General features: G+C 46.4%; 17 protein-coding genes. 9 read left to right on the top strand and 8 right to left on the bottom strand.

Annotation, left to right across the window (positions count from 1 at the left end):
• Positions 1 to 137: 137 nt before the first annotated feature.
• The 4 genes from purH to prmA form a co-directional block, all read right to left on the bottom strand.
• Positions 138 to 1,736 carry a bifunctional phosphoribosylaminoimidazolecarboxamide formyltransferase/IMP cyclohydrolase gene (gene purH, locus KO501_RS08705; protein ID WP_216029265.1) on the bottom strand — a complete coding sequence of 533 codons (1,599 nt, stop codon included), beginning with the start codon at positions 1,734 to 1,736 and terminating at the stop codon, positions 138 to 140.
• Positions 1,737 to 1,824: 88 nt separating this feature from the next.
• On the bottom strand, positions 1,825 to 2,118 hold the full coding sequence (gene fis, locus KO501_RS08700) for a DNA-binding transcriptional regulator Fis (RefSeq protein WP_018982332.1): 294 nt from the start codon (positions 2,116 to 2,118) through the stop codon (positions 1,825 to 1,827).
• Positions 2,119 to 2,147: 29 nt separating this feature from the next.
• Positions 2,148 to 3,146, bottom strand: a complete 999-nt coding sequence (gene dusB / locus KO501_RS08695) for a tRNA dihydrouridine synthase DusB (protein ID WP_216029264.1) — start codon at positions 3,144 to 3,146, stop codon at positions 2,148 to 2,150.
• A gap of 224 nt (positions 3,147 to 3,370) precedes the next feature.
• Positions 3,371 to 4,252, bottom strand: a complete 882-nt coding sequence (gene prmA, locus KO501_RS08690; RefSeq protein ID WP_216029263.1) for a 50S ribosomal protein L11 methyltransferase — start codon at positions 4,250 to 4,252, stop codon at positions 3,371 to 3,373.
• Between the two features lie 168 nt (positions 4,253 to 4,420).
• Here prmA and KO501_RS08685 point away from each other — a divergent pair, with 168 nt between their 5' ends.
• The 8 genes from KO501_RS08685 (at position 4,421) to KO501_RS08650 (ending at position 12,589) form a co-directional block, all read left to right on the top strand.
• Positions 4,421 to 5,191, top strand: coding sequence for a transporter substrate-binding domain-containing protein (locus KO501_RS08685; protein WP_216029262.1), 771 nt, complete (start codon positions 4,421 to 4,423; stop codon positions 5,189 to 5,191).
• Between the two features lie 192 nt (positions 5,192 to 5,383).
• Complete coding sequence (locus KO501_RS08680) at positions 5,384 to 7,606, top strand: FepA family TonB-dependent siderophore receptor (RefSeq protein ID WP_216029261.1); 2,223 nt, start codon at positions 5,384 to 5,386, stop codon at positions 7,604 to 7,606.
• A 64-nt stretch (positions 7,607 to 7,670) separates the two neighbouring features.
• Positions 7,671 to 8,462 (top strand): DUF3450 family protein, encoded by a 792-nt coding sequence (locus tag KO501_RS08675; protein ID WP_216029260.1) that lies wholly within the window; start codon positions 7,671 to 7,673, stop codon positions 8,460 to 8,462.
• A gap of 1 nt (position 8,463) precedes the next feature.
• The gene (locus tag KO501_RS08670) at positions 8,464 to 9,801 is read left to right on the top strand and encodes a MotA/TolQ/ExbB proton channel family protein (protein WP_216029259.1); all 1,338 of its coding nucleotides are present in this window, start codon (positions 8,464 to 8,466) and stop codon (positions 9,799 to 9,801) included.
• Positions 9,801 to 10,184 (top strand): MotA/TolQ/ExbB proton channel family protein, encoded by a 384-nt coding sequence (locus KO501_RS08665; protein ID WP_216029258.1) that lies wholly within the window; start codon positions 9,801 to 9,803, stop codon positions 10,182 to 10,184. The genes KO501_RS08670 and KO501_RS08665 overlap by 1 nt, the downstream gene beginning before the upstream one ends.
• On the top strand, positions 10,177 to 10,584 hold the full coding sequence (locus tag KO501_RS08660) for a biopolymer transporter ExbD (RefSeq protein WP_216029257.1): 408 nt from the start codon (positions 10,177 to 10,179) through the stop codon (positions 10,582 to 10,584). Before KO501_RS08665 ends, KO501_RS08660 begins: the two co-directional genes overlap by 8 nt.
• A 6-nt stretch (positions 10,585 to 10,590) precedes the next feature.
• Entirely contained in the window at positions 10,591 to 11,217 is a 627-nt protein-coding gene (locus KO501_RS08655; RefSeq protein ID WP_252728267.1) for an energy transducer TonB, read from the top strand.
• 1 nt (position 11,218) lies between these two features.
• Positions 11,219 to 12,589: a tetratricopeptide repeat protein gene (locus tag KO501_RS08650; RefSeq protein WP_216029256.1), complete on the top strand. Its 1,371-nt coding sequence runs from the start codon at positions 11,219 to 11,221 to the stop codon at positions 12,587 to 12,589.
• A gap of 58 nt (positions 12,590 to 12,647) precedes the next feature.
• Here KO501_RS08650 and KO501_RS08645 read toward each other — a convergent pair whose 3' ends face one another.
• Positions 12,648 to 12,941, bottom strand: coding sequence for a high-potential iron-sulfur protein (locus KO501_RS08645; protein WP_216029255.1), 294 nt, complete (start codon positions 12,939 to 12,941; stop codon positions 12,648 to 12,650).
• Between the two features lie 183 nt (positions 12,942 to 13,124).
• Entirely contained in the window at positions 13,125 to 13,316 is a 192-nt protein-coding gene (locus KO501_RS08640) for a CPXCG motif-containing cysteine-rich protein (protein ID WP_216029254.1), read from the bottom strand.
• Between the two features lie 131 nt (positions 13,317 to 13,447).
• On the opposite strand from KO501_RS08640, the gene KO501_RS08635 reads away from it, so the two are divergent.
• Complete coding sequence (locus KO501_RS08635) at positions 13,448 to 15,568, top strand: exonuclease domain-containing protein (protein ID WP_216029253.1); 2,121 nt, start codon at positions 13,448 to 13,450, stop codon at positions 15,566 to 15,568.
• Positions 15,569 to 15,630: 62 nt separating this feature from the next.
• On the opposite strand, the gene KO501_RS08630 is transcribed toward KO501_RS08635, so the two are convergent.
• On the bottom strand, positions 15,631 to 16,938 hold the full coding sequence (locus KO501_RS08630; protein WP_216029252.1) for a DUF5690 family protein: 1,308 nt from the start codon (positions 16,936 to 16,938) through the stop codon (positions 15,631 to 15,633).
• Between the two features lie 70 nt (positions 16,939 to 17,008).
• On the bottom strand, positions 17,009 to 17,767 hold the full coding sequence (locus KO501_RS08625) for a DeoR/GlpR family DNA-binding transcription regulator (RefSeq protein WP_216029251.1): 759 nt from the start codon (positions 17,765 to 17,767) through the stop codon (positions 17,009 to 17,011).
• Positions 17,768 to 17,908: the final 141 nt, after the last annotated feature.

Below are 17,908 nucleotides of genomic sequence, written 5' to 3'. Positions count from 1 at the left end.
CGGTGCTTTGAGTTTTCTTACACTTATACCCAGTACTACCAAATAGGGTCGGACTAGGTTAACCCAGGTAGAAGAGGAAGAAAACGCAAAAAGGTTGTGGTTATTACCACAACCTTTACCGTTAACAAGGTGTCCGCTTAATGACGGAAGTGACGCATACCGGTAAAGACCATGGCGATACCATGTTCATCAGCGGCAGCAATGACTTCATCATCGCGCATAGAACCACCGGGTTGGATCACCGCTTTAATACCCGCCGCTGCAGCAGCATCGATGCCGTCTCTAAACGGGAAGAAGGCGTCAGAGGCCATCACTGAACCGGCCACTTCCAGATCTTCATCAGCGGCTTTAATACCGGCGATTTTAGCGGAGTAAACCCGGCTCATCTGACCTGCGCCTACACCAATGGTCATGCTATCTTTGGCATAGACAATGGCGTTGGATTTCACGTATTTTGCCACTTTCCAGCAAAACATTAGATCTTGCATCTGTTCTGCTGTGGGTTTGACTTTAGATACAACTTGTAAGTCTTCGGCTTCTACCATGCCGAAGTCACGCTCTTGTATTAATAGACCACCGTTAACCCGTTTAAAATCGCGACCTTCGGTAAGTTGTCCATGCCAGTCACCGCAGGCTAATAAGCGCACGTTTTTCTTGGCTGCAACCACGGCTTTCGCTTCGTCACTTACCGCAGGAGCGATAATCACCTCAACAAACTGACGTTCAACAATGGCTTTGGCTGTGGCTTCGTCTAGCTCTCGGTTAAAGGCAATGATGCCGCCAAAGGCAGAGGTAGGATCGGTCTTAAAAGCACGATCGTAGGCAGTCAGTATTGAGTCGCCAATGGCCACACCACAAGGGTTGGCATGTTTAACGATGACACAAGCCGGTTCATCAAATTCTTTTACACATTCAAGGGCCGCATCGGTATCAGCAATATTATTAAAGGACAACTCTTTGCCTTGTAATTGCTCTGCGGTGGCCACGGAGGCTTCTTGAACGGCATTTTCTACATAAAAAGCCGCAGTTTGATGACTGTTTTCGCCGTAGCGTAAATCTTGTTTCTTGGTCATCTGAATATTGTAAGTTCGTGGATATTCGCTTTCTTCGCACTCACAGGCGTTGTTACAACAACCGGCATCAACACGGGTGCCGAAATAATTCGCAATCATGCCATCGTATTCCGCGGTGTGCTCAAATGCTTTAATGGCTAAATCGAAGCGAGTTTGATAAGTCAGAGAGCCTTGGTTCTCGCTCATTTCGGCCAATACGCGAGAATAATCACCGGCTTTTACCACAATGGTCACATCTTTATGATTTTTGGCCGCAGCGCGCACCATGGTTGGACCGCCGATATCAATATTTTCGATGGCATCTTCCAAAGTACAATCTTCATTCGCTACGGTGGCAGCAAAGGGATACAGGTTAACGACCACAAGGTCGATTGGGGCAATGTGATTTTCTGCCATTACCGCTTCATCTTGGCCACGACGACCAAGAATACCGCCGTGAATCTTAGGATGAAGGGTTTTTACCCGGCCATCCATAATTTCAGGGTGTCCCGTATGTTCAGAAACCTCTTTCACCGGCAGACCCGCTTGCGCTAATAATTTTGCCGTACCGCCTGTGGATAGCAGTTCAACGCCGCTGTTATGTAGTGCTTGGGCAAAATCTACAATGCCCGTTTTATCGGACACACTTAGCAGGGCGCGTTTGATAGGTTTAGGTGTTTGCATAGTGGTGTTGAGCTCTTTGCGTTAGTTGACGTGAGAAACAAAAAGAGCACCATTTGGTGCTCTTTAAACTGGGCTAAGCCCGTAAATCTTAGTTCATGCCGTACTGCTTCAGTTTTTTGCGCAGTGTGCCACGGTTGATTCCCATCATGATGGCTGCACGAGTTTGGTTACCACGAGTGTAAGTCATTACCTCTTCAAGTAACGGGGCTTCTACTTCAGCCAGAACAAGTTCGTACAAATTATCGATATTCGCGTTATCCAATTGCTTGAGGTATTTATTAACCGCTTGCTTTACTGAATCACGCAGGGGTTTCTGTGCCTGTGTTTGTGAAGGAGTGGTTACTGTCGTAGTAAAAGGTGAAGTCACATTTTGATCGAACATAATACTTTCTTGCTCTTTGTTAGTCATTACTAAGCTGCCGGCGAGATCTGTCGCTTATCTCTTTTTAGCAGCGATTGAAAATAGTCATCAAGGGCTTCAAGCTGTATATCAGCTTGCTCAAGACCATTGAACGTTCGGCGGAACTGATTTTCCTTGTCATGCTCCGCGAGATACCACCCTACGTGCTTACGCGCGATTCTCACGCCCATAATGTCGCCGTAAAAGGCATGCACATTACTAACGTGCTCGTGGAGTACCGCATGCTGTTCAGACAACGATGGCGAAGGCAGGTTCTCACCTGTTTCAAGGAAATGCTGAATTTGTTTAAAAATCCAAGGATTTCCCTGTGCGCCACGGCCAATCATAATGCCGTCTGCACCGGTATACTCGAGCACGGTACGTGCTTTTTCCGGGGAGGTAATATCGCCATTGGCTATGACGGGAATAGACACTGCCTGTTTAATGGCCTTGATTGTGTCATATTCAGCATTTCCCCGGTACATACATGCCCGCGTTCTACCATGAACCGCTAATGACTGTATGCCGTTTTGTTCCGCAATACGGGCAATTTCTGCCCCGTTACGATTTTCTGTATTCCACCCTGTCCTGATTTTTAGGGTGACTGGCACATCAACCGCGTTTACTACGGCCCGGACAATACTTTCAACAAGTGCCGGAAACTGTAGTAAGGCGGAGCCAGCTAACTTCTTATTCACCTTCTTGGCCGGGCAACCCATGTTGATATCGATGATTTGCGCACCATTACCTACATTAAATTGCGCCGCCTGAGCCATTAACTCAGGATCTGCGCCTGCGATCTGTACAGAACGAATACCTTCTTCACCAGTGTGATCCATGCGTTGCATCGATTTCACTGACTTCCATACCCTTGGATTGCTCGACAGCATTTCAGAAACAACCAGGCCTGCCCCCATACGACGACATAACTGTCGAAAGGGCCTGTCTGTTACGCCCGCCATAGGCGCGAGCATCAAATTGTTCTGGAGTGTGTGAGGTCCAATTCGCATAATTTACCATCAACCGTTGCGCAGAATTTATACACCAGGCCAAAACGGGGCGCTAAGTTTACGTGTTTTCACAAGCCTTGAAAAGGCTAAAAATCGCACAAAATTTGTGTCTGGACTCTTGACAGGAAATACAAGATTTGCGTGAGCCGTGTAATTGTTGCACCAATAACGGCCATGCAAAATGGCATTTTTTTGTCACCAGTTTGACATTTTTATGAATATTTTCAGTGAGTTCTTGTTCCGCTTACCCTAGCCCAATCGCCTTCTATCGCACTATTGTCTAAGGCGAAAGCGGGGGCATAAGCAGCTTCAATTTTTTCTACTTGTTCTTTTAAAATGCCAGATAAAACGAGCTTTCCGCCCCTTTTACAATATGCAGTAATAACGGATTTCAATTCGATAAGGGGGCCACTAAGAATATTTGCCATTACGATGTCGGCTTCTAGGGTGGGTTGATCGTCAGGCAGATAAACCCGTAGACGGTTTTCTACTCCATTGCGTCGGGCATTTTCCATTGATGCTTGAAGGGCCTGAGGATCGATATCAATACCAATGACTTCTTTTGCGCCAAGTTTTAATGCAGCTAACGCTAAAATACCCGAACCACAACCAAAGTCCACCACAGTTTTGCCCGTTAAATCTAAGGCATCGAGCCATCTAAGGCACAAGGCTGTGGTGGGATGGGTGCCGGTTCCGAAAGCTAATCCAGGGTCAAGCATCACATTCACCGCTGTAGGATCGGGCACGTCACGCCAGCTTGGACAAATCCAAAGACGTTGGCCAAATTGCATAGGGTGGAAATTATCCATCCACTCCCGTTCCCAGTCTTTATCCTCAAGTTGATCTAACTTGTACTTAAAACCGACGCCTAATATTTTCGACTTTTCCAACCGTTGAATCACTTTTTTCATGTCGTCGGCGGCATTAAATAACCCCACCACTTGGGTATCTGGCCATAACAGTGTTTCGCCGGGCTTAGGCTCGTACATGGGCGTATCTTGGGCATCTACGAAGGTCACCGCTTGGGCGCCGTTCGCACTTAGCATATTGCCTATTTGTTCTGCTTGCTCTGAATTAGAGTCGATTTTCAGTTGTATCCAAGACATGTAAACCCTTGAGAAAAATGGTCGATGACAATGCGTCAGCTTTAAACGGCGTACTTTACCAGTGAACGACAATAAAACCCATTTTAGTTGCGGCTTTATTAGTCTAAAAGCTAATTTTTTAAGCAGATAAGAGGTGCTAAATTTACAGAGCTAATTACTAGGATTTTTATGACCTCTATTTATGGTTTTATCTGCACGTTTATACTTTGTATCGGTTTCGCTTCAGCGCAGACCGTTGATGTTGTGGCAGGGTTAGACAAACCACCTTATATTATTGTAAAGGATGATACTGGGTTTGAGGTAGAGGTTATAAAAGCGGCACTGGCACCAGCCGGTTATAAAGTGAATATGTTATATGTGCCCATGGGGCGTTCTATTCGATTTATCAAAGCTCAAAGTGTGGACGCGGCCTTATCCCTTGATAACCAAGCTAATTTACCAGAAAGCTGGTTGAGCGATGTTTATGTGGTTTATCAAAATGTGGTTATTTCGTTGGCCGACAGAAATGTGATTATCAATTCCATTGAAGACCTTAATAACTACACCTTGGTGGGGTTTCAGACTGCATCCAACGTTTTAGGTGAACGCTACGCTGAGGCCGTGAGAACCCATTCTGGATACTTGGAAATGGCCGATCACCATCGGCAAGTCAAAATGCTGCTGCTAGGTAGTGTCGATTCCATTGTAATGGATTATAATATTTTTCAAATGCTTAAAATACAGTTGGATCCGGATAACCTCACTACGGTTAACATCCACCAACTCTTTCCTGCCAATCCCTACCATGTTGTGATCCCCGACCGCCTGCTGCGGGAAACCTTCAATCGGGAACTGAAAAACATGATTGATAACGGTGATTACGAAAAACTCATTCACCGTTTTGAATTAGTTGATTTATTAGAGTTATATAATCGTCCCGTTTCTGCCTCGTTAAACTGATATTTTTCCCTGCCTTGGGTTTTGTTGTGTACTTTTTATAAAAAGAGTATTGAAAAAAAATAATAATCAATGATAATGATTCTCATTGAGGTATGTGTTTAAATTACTCCCACAACAAGAGCGCAATCATTGCGCCATTCATTTCGACCGTCACATTTCAAATTATAAACACATGAGTACCAAGGAAAAATTATGCCTGATTTAGGTAAGATTGTACTGCTTTCTGCTTTGTTCCCAGGTTTGACGGCCAATGTTGTGGCTCAAACACAACCTGATAACGGCTTGGAAACCTTAGATATCACCGTGGTTCAAGCTGCATCTCAAGAGCTAAAGCAAGCACAAGGTGTCTCTATTATTACCGCTGAGGATTTTAGACGACGCCCAGTCAGTAACGATATTGCAGAGCTTGTAAAAACCATGCCGGGAATTAACTTATCCGGTAATTCCAGTACGGGTCAGTACGGTAACAACCGTCAGATCGACATTCGGGGCATGGGCCCAGAAAATACCCTTATTCTTATCGATGGCAAGCCTGTGCTGTCTCGCAATAGTGTGAAAATGGGCCGCTCGGGAGAACGTAATACCCGCGGCGATAGTAACTGGGTACCACCTGAAGCGATTGAAAGTATTGAAGTGATAAGAGGCCCAGCGGCGGCTCGTTATGGTTCTGGTGCATCAGGTGGTGTTATTAATATCATCACTAAAAAGCCGGATGTGGCAGCAGGCAGCATTACCCTGCAAGGGGAAATCCCTGAGAATTCATTAGAGGGCGGTAACACCCGAGCAAACGTGGTGTTAAGCGGGCCTTTGTCTGAACGCCTTTCTCACCGTACTGTGCTTAATTATAACGATCAAGAAGGGGATTCCCCAGATTTAAACCGAGAACATACCGTTGAAGGTAGTAACGTGGCCGCGGGCGCAGAAGGTGTAGAAAACATCGATTTACGCTCGTTACTTCGTTTTGATCAAAACGATATAAACACTTGGGAACTGGAAGCCGCGTATAGCCGGCAAGGTAATGAATACGCTGGCGATAACGCGTTTCAGGGAGTAGATAACGGCAATACCCAGTTATACATTGGTGAAGAAACCAATGTGGTACGCCGTAAAACCCTATCGGCAACCCATTACGGGGCGTTCGATTTTGGAGATTCTTTTTCCTATCTTCAGTACGAAGAAACAGACAATACCCGCTTAAGTGAAGGGTTAGCTGGCGGTGGTGAGGGAGTTATCAACACCGACGAAGGAGAGAGGGTAACCATTACTTTGCGTAACGTCACTGCAAAGTCAGAATGGAACATCCCGGTAGATTGGTTTGGAAAAAACCAAACCTTGACGCTAGGTGCAGAATTCCGCGGCGAAAGAATGGACGATCCCTCTTCCCTCCAAGGCGGCATCAATGTGGCTGACGGTGTGGTCATTGACGGCACTGACATAGATCCTGAAAATCGAAATCCACACTCTAGCGCAGAATTGTTTGGCGTATATATTGAAGACAATATCATGCTGACCAACAGCATAATGGTAACGCCGGGTGTACGAATTGATCATCACAGTGAAGCGGGAACCAATGTCTCTCCCAGTTTTAATTCCAGTTGGCAGGCCACGCCTAACGTGACGGTGCAAGCCGGTATCAGCCGCGCTTTTAAGGCCCCCAACCTGTATCAATTAAATCCCAATTATGTGTATACCACTAACGGCAATGGCTGTCCTGTGGATTATCAGAGCCTAGGTGGAGGCTGTAATATTCTGGGTAATCCTGATTTAGAGCACGAAACGTCGGTGAACAAGGAAATTGGAATTAATTACGCTGGCGACAACGGCCTCATGGCAGGCATAACCTACTTCCACAACGATTATAAAAATAAAATAATAACAGGTAATTATCCTCCCGACTTGATCTTGCAAGGAACCAGCGAAGATGCTTTGGTGCAGGTTTTTCGTTGGTCGAATACCCCAAAAGCGGTGGTCGAAGGGTTAGAAGGGTCGTTGACCGTACCGGTTGCTGACAATCTAGAGTGGGTAACTAACGCCACTGTGATGCTGGAATCGAAGGACAAAGCCACTGGGCAGCCACTGTCTATTGTGCCGGATTACACCGTCAACACCCTGCTTTCATGGCAGGTAAATGAAAGCTGGGAGCTGGTTGCTAGCGCGCAGCATTATGGTGAGACAGATAGCCCTAATTTAAGCAGTAGTAGTGGCGCGGTGATTGAGAACCCTGAACCGCGTGACGCCTACACCATCGTTAACTTAAACAGCGTTTATACCTATCAAAATATAGATCTCACCCTGTCAGTGAAAAACCTCTTGGATAAAGAGATCTACCGAGAAGGTACACAAACAAACGCAGGTGCAAATACATACAACGAGCCGGGTCGTAGTTGGTTGCTGTCGGCAACCTATCACTTCTAATAAGGCATACCGACGTGCCACCGCTGGTGGTGCGCCGGATTTTTGTAGTGAAAGGAAGGCATAAATGAAGAAAATGAATTGGGGTCGTACTGGCGTGTGGTTGCTCCTGATGTTGGCAACCATACCCTACGTAAAGGCAAATGTGACCGATGAGGTTGATAACCTAACCCGTGAATGGTTACAGATAGAAGCGCAGGAGCAAAAGCTGGTACTCGACTGGCAAGAGCAGGAACCTGTGGTTCGCCAGCGTATTGCATTGCTTAAAAAAGAAAAGGCCCAGTTGCAGTCTATTCTGGCAAAAAGTACTGACTCTCAAGACGATGTGGAAGCGCGTCGCAACGCCTTGCTAGCAGAACAAAATACCTTGGAAAGTCAGCAAGAAGATGTGGCCAATGCGCTAACGTCGTTGGTTTCTCGAGTAAACAGCTTGTACGACAGTTTGCCACCCCCGCTTCAAATTACCTGGGATAAAGAAGACGGCGCCCTTGCGGGTGAAGACGGCGATAACCCGTCAAAAATTCTCCAAGTGACGCTGGCTAAGTTATCTCGGTTATCCCAATTCGATACCAAACTCACGGTTAATGAAGAAGTACTTACTACCCCTGAAGGTAAGGATATTGTTGTTAAGCAGCTGTATTTAGGCAGTCAATTGGCGTGGTTTGCTAACAGCGACGGTACGGTGGCAGGTAGCGGTTATGCCATAGATGGTAAATGGACGTGGCATTTTGATGGTAATGACAACGGCGAAGCCATTAATCAGGCCCTTGCGGTGTTTGAGCGTCGTCAACAACCTGCATTTATCACATTACCTTTGCCGTTTAATGCGCCGGCTAGCGTTGCTGGTGGAGATCTTTAATATGAAATTATTCTCTGTTTTATTGTGTGTTGTAGGTGTGATGTTGTCACCGACGTCTTGGGCTCAGCAACAGGCAATGGTGAGTAAAATTGAAACGGCAAAGCAGCAATTAAATAGCAGCGAAAGTCGTATTGTTAAAGCGCGAATGGCTTTGTCTTCAACCTTACGCCAACTTGAAAGCGAGGTGATTGCGCTGCGGGAAAAAACCGCCGTGGCACGTCGACTAGCAGACGAAAAAACCTTGAGTTTGAGCAAGCTTGAAGCCCGGCTATCAGAATGGAAAGAACAGCAAACTTATCAACAAAACCTACTTAATCGTTTTTTGCAGCAGCAAGGCACAAGCTTTACTGACGTTAATGAAATGGCGACGGTAGATAAAATGGCGGCAATTATGGATGCGGCCCAGCGTACCTCGGCATTACCTGATTGGAAGGTTAGTACCCTCGTATTAAACAACGGTGAACTTGCCGACGCACAGGCACTTACCATAGGGCCGGTGACCTGGTTTAAACATCAAGATGAAGTAGGCATTGCAGAACAGATTTCTGGCCGTCTTCAGGCTAGTGGCATGCTGCCGGGCGGGTATGCTACCACGATGTTGGATAACCAGAATAGGCTAGTGCTAGATCCTACATTAGGGCGGGCGCTAACCCGGGAGACAGCCAAAGAAGGGGTTATCGAACATGTGGTGAAAGGCGGTATTTGGGTAGTCCCTATTTTACTGTTTGCCTTCATTGCGACTGTTATTGGCGTAGTCAAAATTGTGCAATTGCTTCGATTACCTAAAGTTGTGCCCGTACGTTCTAAAGCGATGCTCGCTAAGCTGTTACAGGCGGGCAGTGCGGCGAGGGAGCAGTTTAGTGGCATGCAGGCGACCTTGTTAACCATTACAGAACAGGCTAACTCTACCCGAGAGCGAGACGATCAGTTGTTTGTTCAGTTACAGCAAGACCGCCAAAAGCTGGATAAATGGATAAACGCGGTGGCGGTTACCGCCGCGGTTGCACCGCTTTTAGGCTTGCTAGGCACCGTCAGCGGCATGATAGAAACCTTTCGGATGATGACCTCTTTTGGTTCCAGCGATCCTGAGGTGATCTCTGGCGGTATTGCCAAAGCATTGGTGACCACAGAATTGGGCTTAATTGTTGCCATTCCGGCCCTGATTTTAAATGCGCTATTAAGCCGAAAAGCCAGACAGTATTACACTGAATTGGAAAATTTTGCTCTGGTACTCAGTGGCGACGATGACGATACAGCAAATCATGGCGCTGAAGAAAGGAAGGACAAGAATAACGAAGAGGGATTGATGAGCTCAGGGCATCCGGCGGGAGCAGGTTAATGATGACGCTATTTATGGGTAACCCACTATGTTGGGCGATGGTGATAGTTGGTTGGTTTGCGTTTCAGCAAATTTGGATGCTGTACTTTACGCGGTTTGAACACGCAGAAAAATCCATAGAATCGACCCCTTTAATGTTGCCTTCTGTTCTGGTTGGCGCGTTGCCGCTAATGGGGCTGTTAGGCACCATTATGGGGTTAGAAGGCAGCTTCACCGGTATGATGACCGAAGGAGCTGACAGTCAGATCGTGTCAGCAGGGATCGCCGATGCCTTATTTACCACTCAGCTTGGACTCGTTATGGCCATTCCCGGCTGGCTATGTTTAACCTGGGTAAAAGGGCAGTTGCCCCAGCCGCAATCGGAGATACTCACACATGGCTAGCAGATTACAGCGCAGGTTAGAAGCCCAGCCCATGCAGACTATCGATATGTCACCCTTGTTAGATGTGGTGTTTATTCTGCTTATCTTTTTTATTGTCTCTACGGTGTTTGTAAAAGAAACCGGCGTTGAGGTGGATAAACCCCAAGCTATTTCTGCCCAGAAACTTGACCAGATGTCTATTCTTATCGCCATTACCAGTAGTGGTGAGGTGGTGTACGACGGGGCCAATATTGGGGTGGCCGGGGTGCGCGGCACAGTAGAGCAATTGCTGGTGAAAGAAGACCGGCCGGTGGTACTGCAAGTTGATAAAATGGTACCCACAGAGTTGCTGGTGGAAGTGATTGATGCGGCCAAACTGGCCGGTGCTGTTGACGTTAATATTGCCACTGCGAAAATGTAGGAATAAATGATGAAACAACAGCTTTCAGCTTTTCTGTTAAGCGGTGCCGTAATGGGGGCATCGCTAGGTGTGCTTGCACTTGGCTATATGTTATCAGCCGATAACAGCCCGGAACTAACGGTACGTAAACTAGACATTGCCATGTTACAACCGCCACCACCTCCGCCGCCACAAAGTCAGCAAGTGACAGAGCAAGCCGATGTAAATATGCAAGTAGAAGGTGCTGGTGCCGCTGTGTCTATGGCTGATATGCATATTGATCCTACCATCGACATTGATAAGCCGGACATGCCTAACGTGGCCATGCGTCAGCCACAATGGGAAGCCCCAGAAATTGATTGGGAGGCATACGGACTCGGTGAATTAGACGATAAACCCACGTTATTGACGCCCGTAAAAATACACTTTCCTAAGAAGTTGAAACGCCGCGGCATTAACAAGGTGGTGATAAAGCTGGATGTGTTAATTGATGAGAAGGGAGATGTAACCTTAATTAGCATTCTGGATAACCCTCATCATGAACTTAACAAAGAAATACACCGCTTTGTACGAGGCAGTAAGTTTACTGCCCCACACAAAGCCCATGAGGCGGTAAAAGCCAGATTTATTTGGCCGGTGGAGATAGAAGCATAATATGAACGCACTCAAACAAAATTACGGATTATTATTGGTATTAGTGGCTTTTTTAAGCCCATCATCCTTGGCCAGCGTTACGGTAAGTCTTGATGAGCCCAATTGGTCTTTCACGTTAAAGCAGCCATTAGGTGACACAGCGAGACCGCGGGTTAATCGACAAGAGGGGGAGTTTTTTAGTCAGGTCCAAAAAGATCTCGATGCACAAAATTACACGGCGGTGATAACCGCGTTTGATGCTTTTGCTAAGGCTCAAGAACAAATAAGCCCTATGCTTCACGAAATGATGGGGCAGGTGTTTTTAAGTGCAAAACAAAACGAGCAAGCTAAGCAACACTTTCTCGCCGCGTTAAAAAAAGGCCCTTCTATGCCTGCGGCACAGCGTGGGTTGAGCATGATTTACATGCTAGAACAAAATTATGCAAAAGCGAGGGAACATCTTTCGCAGGCCCTTATTTTAGGCATGACAGATAGTCAGATGTATGGGCAACTTGGTTACTTAAACTTACAACTCGAACACCCCCGCAGTGCCATTGCCGCCTATCAAAATGCCATGATGCTGGATATTGATAATAACCAGTGGAAACAAGGCCTTTTGTTTGCGCTGATTGCAAGTGATGCCCTGCCTCAGGCGAGATCTTTGGCTGATGAGATGCTTGCTGCCCAACCGGATGATCGGCGTTTATGGTTGCAAAGAAGTCAGATCGCCATGAAAGCCGGCGACGATGTGACCGCAATTAGCAGTTTGGAAACGGCAGTGTCGCTGGGTGAAAAGAACGTGGCTAATTTGGTAATGCTAACCAAACTTCACGTACGATCAGGAAGTCCACATCGCGCGGTAACATTGTTGAAAACCCATGCCGGTAGTTTATTGGCATCAGGTAAAGATGGTAGCGATGCCATTTTGAGTATTGGTAACTGGTTGGTAGCTAATCAAGATTGGCAAAATTTGTCTGTGCTTGTGGAGGTTAGCGATAGCCATAGTGAGGCGTTTTCCAGTGCGTCTAAGGCGGCGTTAAACGTCATGAAAGCCAATTTAGCTATGGCTAAACAGCAAATAACCAATGCACAAAAGTACTTACTTTCGGCGCTAAAGACCTCACCGGCTAATGGTGATGCGCTGCTTACCCTTGCAGGCTTGCTGCGACAGCAGAATAAAGATGAACGGGCGAAAATGTATTATCTTCGAGCAGAAGCCCTACCCGACTATAAGACCCGAGCCGTGTTAGGGCGGGCGCAGATAGCCATCAATCAACGCAGTTATGCAGAAGCATTGACGCTACTTAGGCAGGTTTATAAAGACAATCCAAGTCGGAACGATTTGCTTAGTAATATTCAGTCGTTGGAGAACATCGTCAATAACGCTTCCTAAGGGGGCGCTGAACGTCAGTGGACAAGCTGCTCCACTGACGTGCCCAACAGGGAATTGATTAGCCTGGACGTTTTACCCATGCGCTACACCAGCCATTGGCATTAACCAATTTGCCAGGGAAGATGGCACAGGGGCGATGTGTTGCACTTGCCTCACCTTGAATATACATGCAGTTGGCACATTCTGCTCCCGCTACTTCGGACTTCGGCGTGTACTTCAGGGTCTTGGCTGTAGGATCATCGGTAGACAGTTTTTCTTGAGCTTGAGCCTTTAGCGCAACACCGCCCAATGTCATCCCGATCAGTGATGTCCCTGACAACTTAATAAAATCTCGCCGATTAAAGTTACTCATAAGCATGCTCCTGTTAAGCGTAAACGATAATGATTGTTTTTCACTAACTGTTAAAACGTAAAAAACCTGCCAAGGGGCAGGTTTTTGATGAAGTATTTATACGTTACTCTGGTGCATCTGCCAAACTCAAACACCATTTAATTGATGTAGATTAAGGATCTTTAATCTCGCTACCGAGGGTGATTATTCATTTTCTTGTTTAACATCAACGGTTAAGTTCTCGCTATCACCAGTCACTGTCATTTCAATAGGTTGGCAGCAAACCTGACAATCGATTACCTGCATAACGTTAATATCGCTGGTTTCATCCACTTCTATTTCGTTGGGCTCCATACAATAGGGGCAATGAAATAACATGGTTCTAGTCAGGCTCATAAGGGCTCCAAATAAGCATTAGGTAATTAAGAATACGGACAATACCCTTAGGTGGATTCTCTTAATTTAACTTGATTGGTCGGTCTGTACAAATATACACTGTTCGAGTGTACAGTATATTGAAGATCATCATGCGTAAAGTGTTGCCCGAAAAATATTATTTGGATCATTTCCACGAGTTTCTTAATTTCTTTGAGGGCTGTAGTGGTGGGTTACTGGATAACGACAGTTGGGCTTTTATTCACGCTTTTCGCGCCCTATCTGAACCGAAGCAATGTATTGTAGCGCGTGCCGCGAACAGAAAGTATGGCGTGATAAATGCCACCCACTTTAATTATCAAGAGATCCCTTCGCCTAGACAGCAGCTTGACTCACTCACAGATGACGGTTGGTTTGGTAGTGTGAAAGAAGCGCCGAAACGTGATTTAGCTGGCATGTTGTTAAAAGAGGATATTTTGTGCTGCTTAGCCGAATATCCCCAAGCGACTGTTAATAAAACAGCGAAAAAAGCCTCACTACTCAATACCTTGTTTACCTGTATCCAGCATAGCGGTTGGCCTACCAAGCTGCCGGTTGATGATTACTTGTATTGTCGTTTTGATGGCGTAATGCGTTTTTTATTGTTTGTTTATTTTGGCAACACCAAAGGTCGCTTAAATCAGTTTTCACTGCGGGATTTAGGCGTGATGCGTACTCGTGAACAAGGGGCTGGTGAACAAAGCCATTTTGATTCTGCCGACGATGCCGCGGCTGGCTTTTATTACGGCTTGGGGATTGACGATCTTAGTTACTTAAATGAGAGCGAGCTGGTGGCTAAGGGTCAAGAAACGCAACCTAAAGTGACGTCGACGAATGCTCAGCGCCTAGCGGAAAAATATTGTTTTAAGTTGGGTGTGGCGTTGCTTGCGATTGATAGCCAACTTGCACTTACCTTTTTAAAGTCTGCACCGGGAGATAACTGTAAAGAAAAATGGCTAAGAGAAGCCTACAAAGCGGGTGAAAAAGATGAGGTAAAAAAGGTACTAGAGGCGATTATTGATACCCCAGCTTCAGATACATTGTTGGCCTTTGCCGAAGACTTTTATTTACGTAAATTCCATAAAAAACGCACCAGCACGGTAACGGATATGCTGCGTAGCGCTACCCGAAAGCTTGATTTAGACGAAAGTCAGAACCAGTCGGTGGAGCAAGGGGTGATTGGTTGGTATAAGCGACATGGCGCCGCTGCATGGCGCACTGAAAATCGGCTTTGGCGTAGTTTATTCGGGTTGGTATTTTGGCCTCTTCTTTATGAAAAAGACAGTTTAGTCACAGAATTCGACCAGAGGCCTAAAAGCTTACAAGACAATTGCTTTTATGCCACGTTTGCCAGCGACATAGAGGGGTTATTTAACACCTATGGTGATAACAAAGCCATGGATCAATACGTGGTCAGTAATGCGACCCGCTATTATGGTCAGGGCAATAGCTTGTTTTTATGGAGCCCGGAAATTATGGAGCCAATAAAAGCGCTATTTACCTACGCAAGCTATAGCCAGATTACGACCATTTTACGGGCCATGGCTGAGGATTTTGCGCAATTAAAAGATGGCTTTCCGGATATCTTAGTGCTAGAAAAAGGGCTGCTGCGCTTTGAGGAAATAAAGGCGCCGGGCGACCAATTAAGACGTAACCAGTTAGTGACCATTCAAAAGCTTCGACAAGCAGGGTTTGATGTGCAGATAACTCAGGTTAATTGGTATCGGGATCCCAATCAGCCTTATGTGGTTGTGGATATTGAAACCACCGGGGGAAATAACCAATATCACCGTATCACTGAAATAGGCATGGTGAAATTAGTCAATGGTGAAGTGGTAGATAAGTGGCAATCGCTGATTAATCCACAGCGAGCAATCCCGGGGGCGATTACCCGTTTAACCGGCATCACTAATGCTATGGTGGCTGATGCGCCTGTATTTGAACAGGTAGCTGATGCCATCGATAGGTTTACCCAAGATTGTGTTTTCGTAGCCCATAATGTGAATTTTGATTATGGCTTTGTTCGACAGGAATTTTCGCGCCTTGAACAAAGCTATCGTCGTCCAAAGCTATGTACGGTACGAGAAAGTCGCAAACATTTTCCGGGCTTGTCGTCCTATTCATTGGCTGCTTTAACCCATCATTTTGATATAGCAATGGAGCAGCATCACCGCGCATTATCAGATGCCCAAGCGGCGGCTGAGCTATTAAAAATAACCCAGGGGCGCGTCTAATTATTTAAATGTTTTTACCCACTACGTTGTGGCGTTACGACTGCTTGCCTCTCATATTCAGTTTAAGAAAGTTGTGGTAATTCTTGCTGGGCTGATCGCGACGAGCGAATAAACTGACGGCGAAAATATGCGGCTGCCACAGCAACTAGCATCATTCCAGATACCGATACAAAATAGCTGCTATCAATGAGAAAGCCCATCCAGCTCATATCTCCGTCAAAGCTGCTTTTAAATAGCAGTATGGCTACACCGCCAGCGTAGCCAGCAGCATCAGCTATGTAGATCAGAAACCCGGCGTTAGCACGTACAGTAACGAGAGACACCAGACGCTCAAAGATAATGCAGTTAAACGGTACATAAGCCAGATAGATGCAGCTTGTGAGGGAAATCATCCAGCTAAGACCTGAGATCGCGTTCAATTGAAACAGTAGCGAGCTTATACCCATTCCCGCGAACCCGACGACAACGATAAAATGATTAACCATCAACGCACGAAAATGGTTTTTTATCCACATCACTGCGCCCAACAGCGCCAGAACCACAACGGAAACATATACTGAAGATAGGGCAAAAATGCCGGGGGCATCACCATACCCTAAATGTTGCCAGATTTCGGCAGCAAAGTTATCACTGAAATCCCGTAGGGAAGACAGCAACATATAAGCAATGGTGAGGCATAACAGTCCGCTGAAGTAACGGCCAATGAATAGCACCCGATCGTTGCGATTCATAGGCTCGCGGGCGCGCCGTACTATAATATCTTGTGTTGACGGTGGCGGCGTAGCCGCGAGCCAGCGTACTGACAGAAAAAGTGGCAGCGTAAACAAGGCGCCAGTTGCGGCCGGCATCCAGTACTCACTCACATCCATGTATAGCATGAGATATAACCCCACCGATTTTACAATCCCGGAAGAAACAATAAAGCTCACAGACAAAATAGCAGCAAGGATTTCGGTGGTTCGTCGCCCTTCCAGAAAGCTAAATACCAGCCCCCAAATCATCCCCAGCGGCAAACCGTTAAAAAACAGCGCCACCAGTTTGCCGTTATGAGGTAACAGGGCAAAAGCAACTAACGCAATTTGCGAGGTCATGACTAGCATGAGAATGGCTCGACTACGGTTTGCTGCCGTCATTTCAGCAATGACTTTGATACCAATAAATTTTGACAGGGCGTAGCCCAAAACCTGTGCAATGATGAGTGCACTTTTGAAGTCGAGTCCGAGTATGCCTTCAGCCTGTTCATAGCTGGCTACAGCAAAGGGCTTTCGAAAGGCATACATACAGAAGTAAGTTGAAAAGGCAGCTAGAGATGCACTGATGATGAAAAGCAAACGTTCCTTGTCTAAGCGCTTCAGGCTTTGCAATAACATGGTTGAGATACTCGATAACGAATTGTGAGCGCCATGTTAGCGGCCGAATATGAACAATTTATGCAACGCGTCAATTATCTGCTTGGATAAGGGTTACATTGGCCTCATTCAGTGCACTTTTTAGTGAATCCCCCGGCATTTGCTCACAAACCAACGTATCGATTTGCGCCAGCGACGCAAACTGCACAGTGCCAGCGCTATCAAATTTACTGGAGTCTGCGATCACAACACTGTGCTTTGCCAGCAACAGCAGTGCGCGTTTAAAATCCGCTTCATCGCTATTGAAATCCATCCATCCGTGGTTTGCACAAATGCCGCCGGCAGAGAGAAATAGCAAGTCGGGAACGTAGCGCTGAGCCTGCATGATGGCTTCTATGCCGAACGCCGCTCGGTAATCCATATCAATGACACCGCCCACAACAACAAGCTTACAGTTGGGTTTACCGGCGATTTCTCCCGCCACCTCCAGTGAATTGGTGATCACGGTTAAGTTTTTCGTGGTGGTGAGGGCCTTTGCCAGCCATAAACTGGTGGTACCACTATCGATGAAAATGGTCATGCCTTTTTCCACCATGTCCGCCGCTTTAAGGCCAATTATTTTTTTAACTTTGCCACTGCGATTCACACGCTGCCAGTAAGGAGGTTCTAGCTGCGTAGCCGGTAATCGCACGCCGCCGTGAATTTTTTCCACCCGACCGGCAGACTCCAGCAGCTTAATATCACGCCGGATAGTTTCTTCAGAAACCGCAAACTGTCTGGAGAGTGCTGATACCGACATTGAGCGGTGTAATTCTACTAATTCCAGGATCCCTGTTTGTCTGTCTGTCATCTTCATACCTCGCTTTCTAGTGCAACTAAGTATATCCACATCCTGATACCGCTCAAGCAAAAACCACATAAATCAACAAAATGTCACATCATTTCACACAAAGTGTCACATTTTACCTCTACGCTGACCTGGTCTTTAAGG

The organism is Alteromonas sp. C1M14, from assembly GCF_018860965.1.
Taxonomy (GTDB): Bacteria; Pseudomonadota; Gammaproteobacteria; order Enterobacterales; family Alteromonadaceae; genus Alteromonas.
This window is presented reverse-complemented; position numbering and strand designations above follow the sequence as displayed.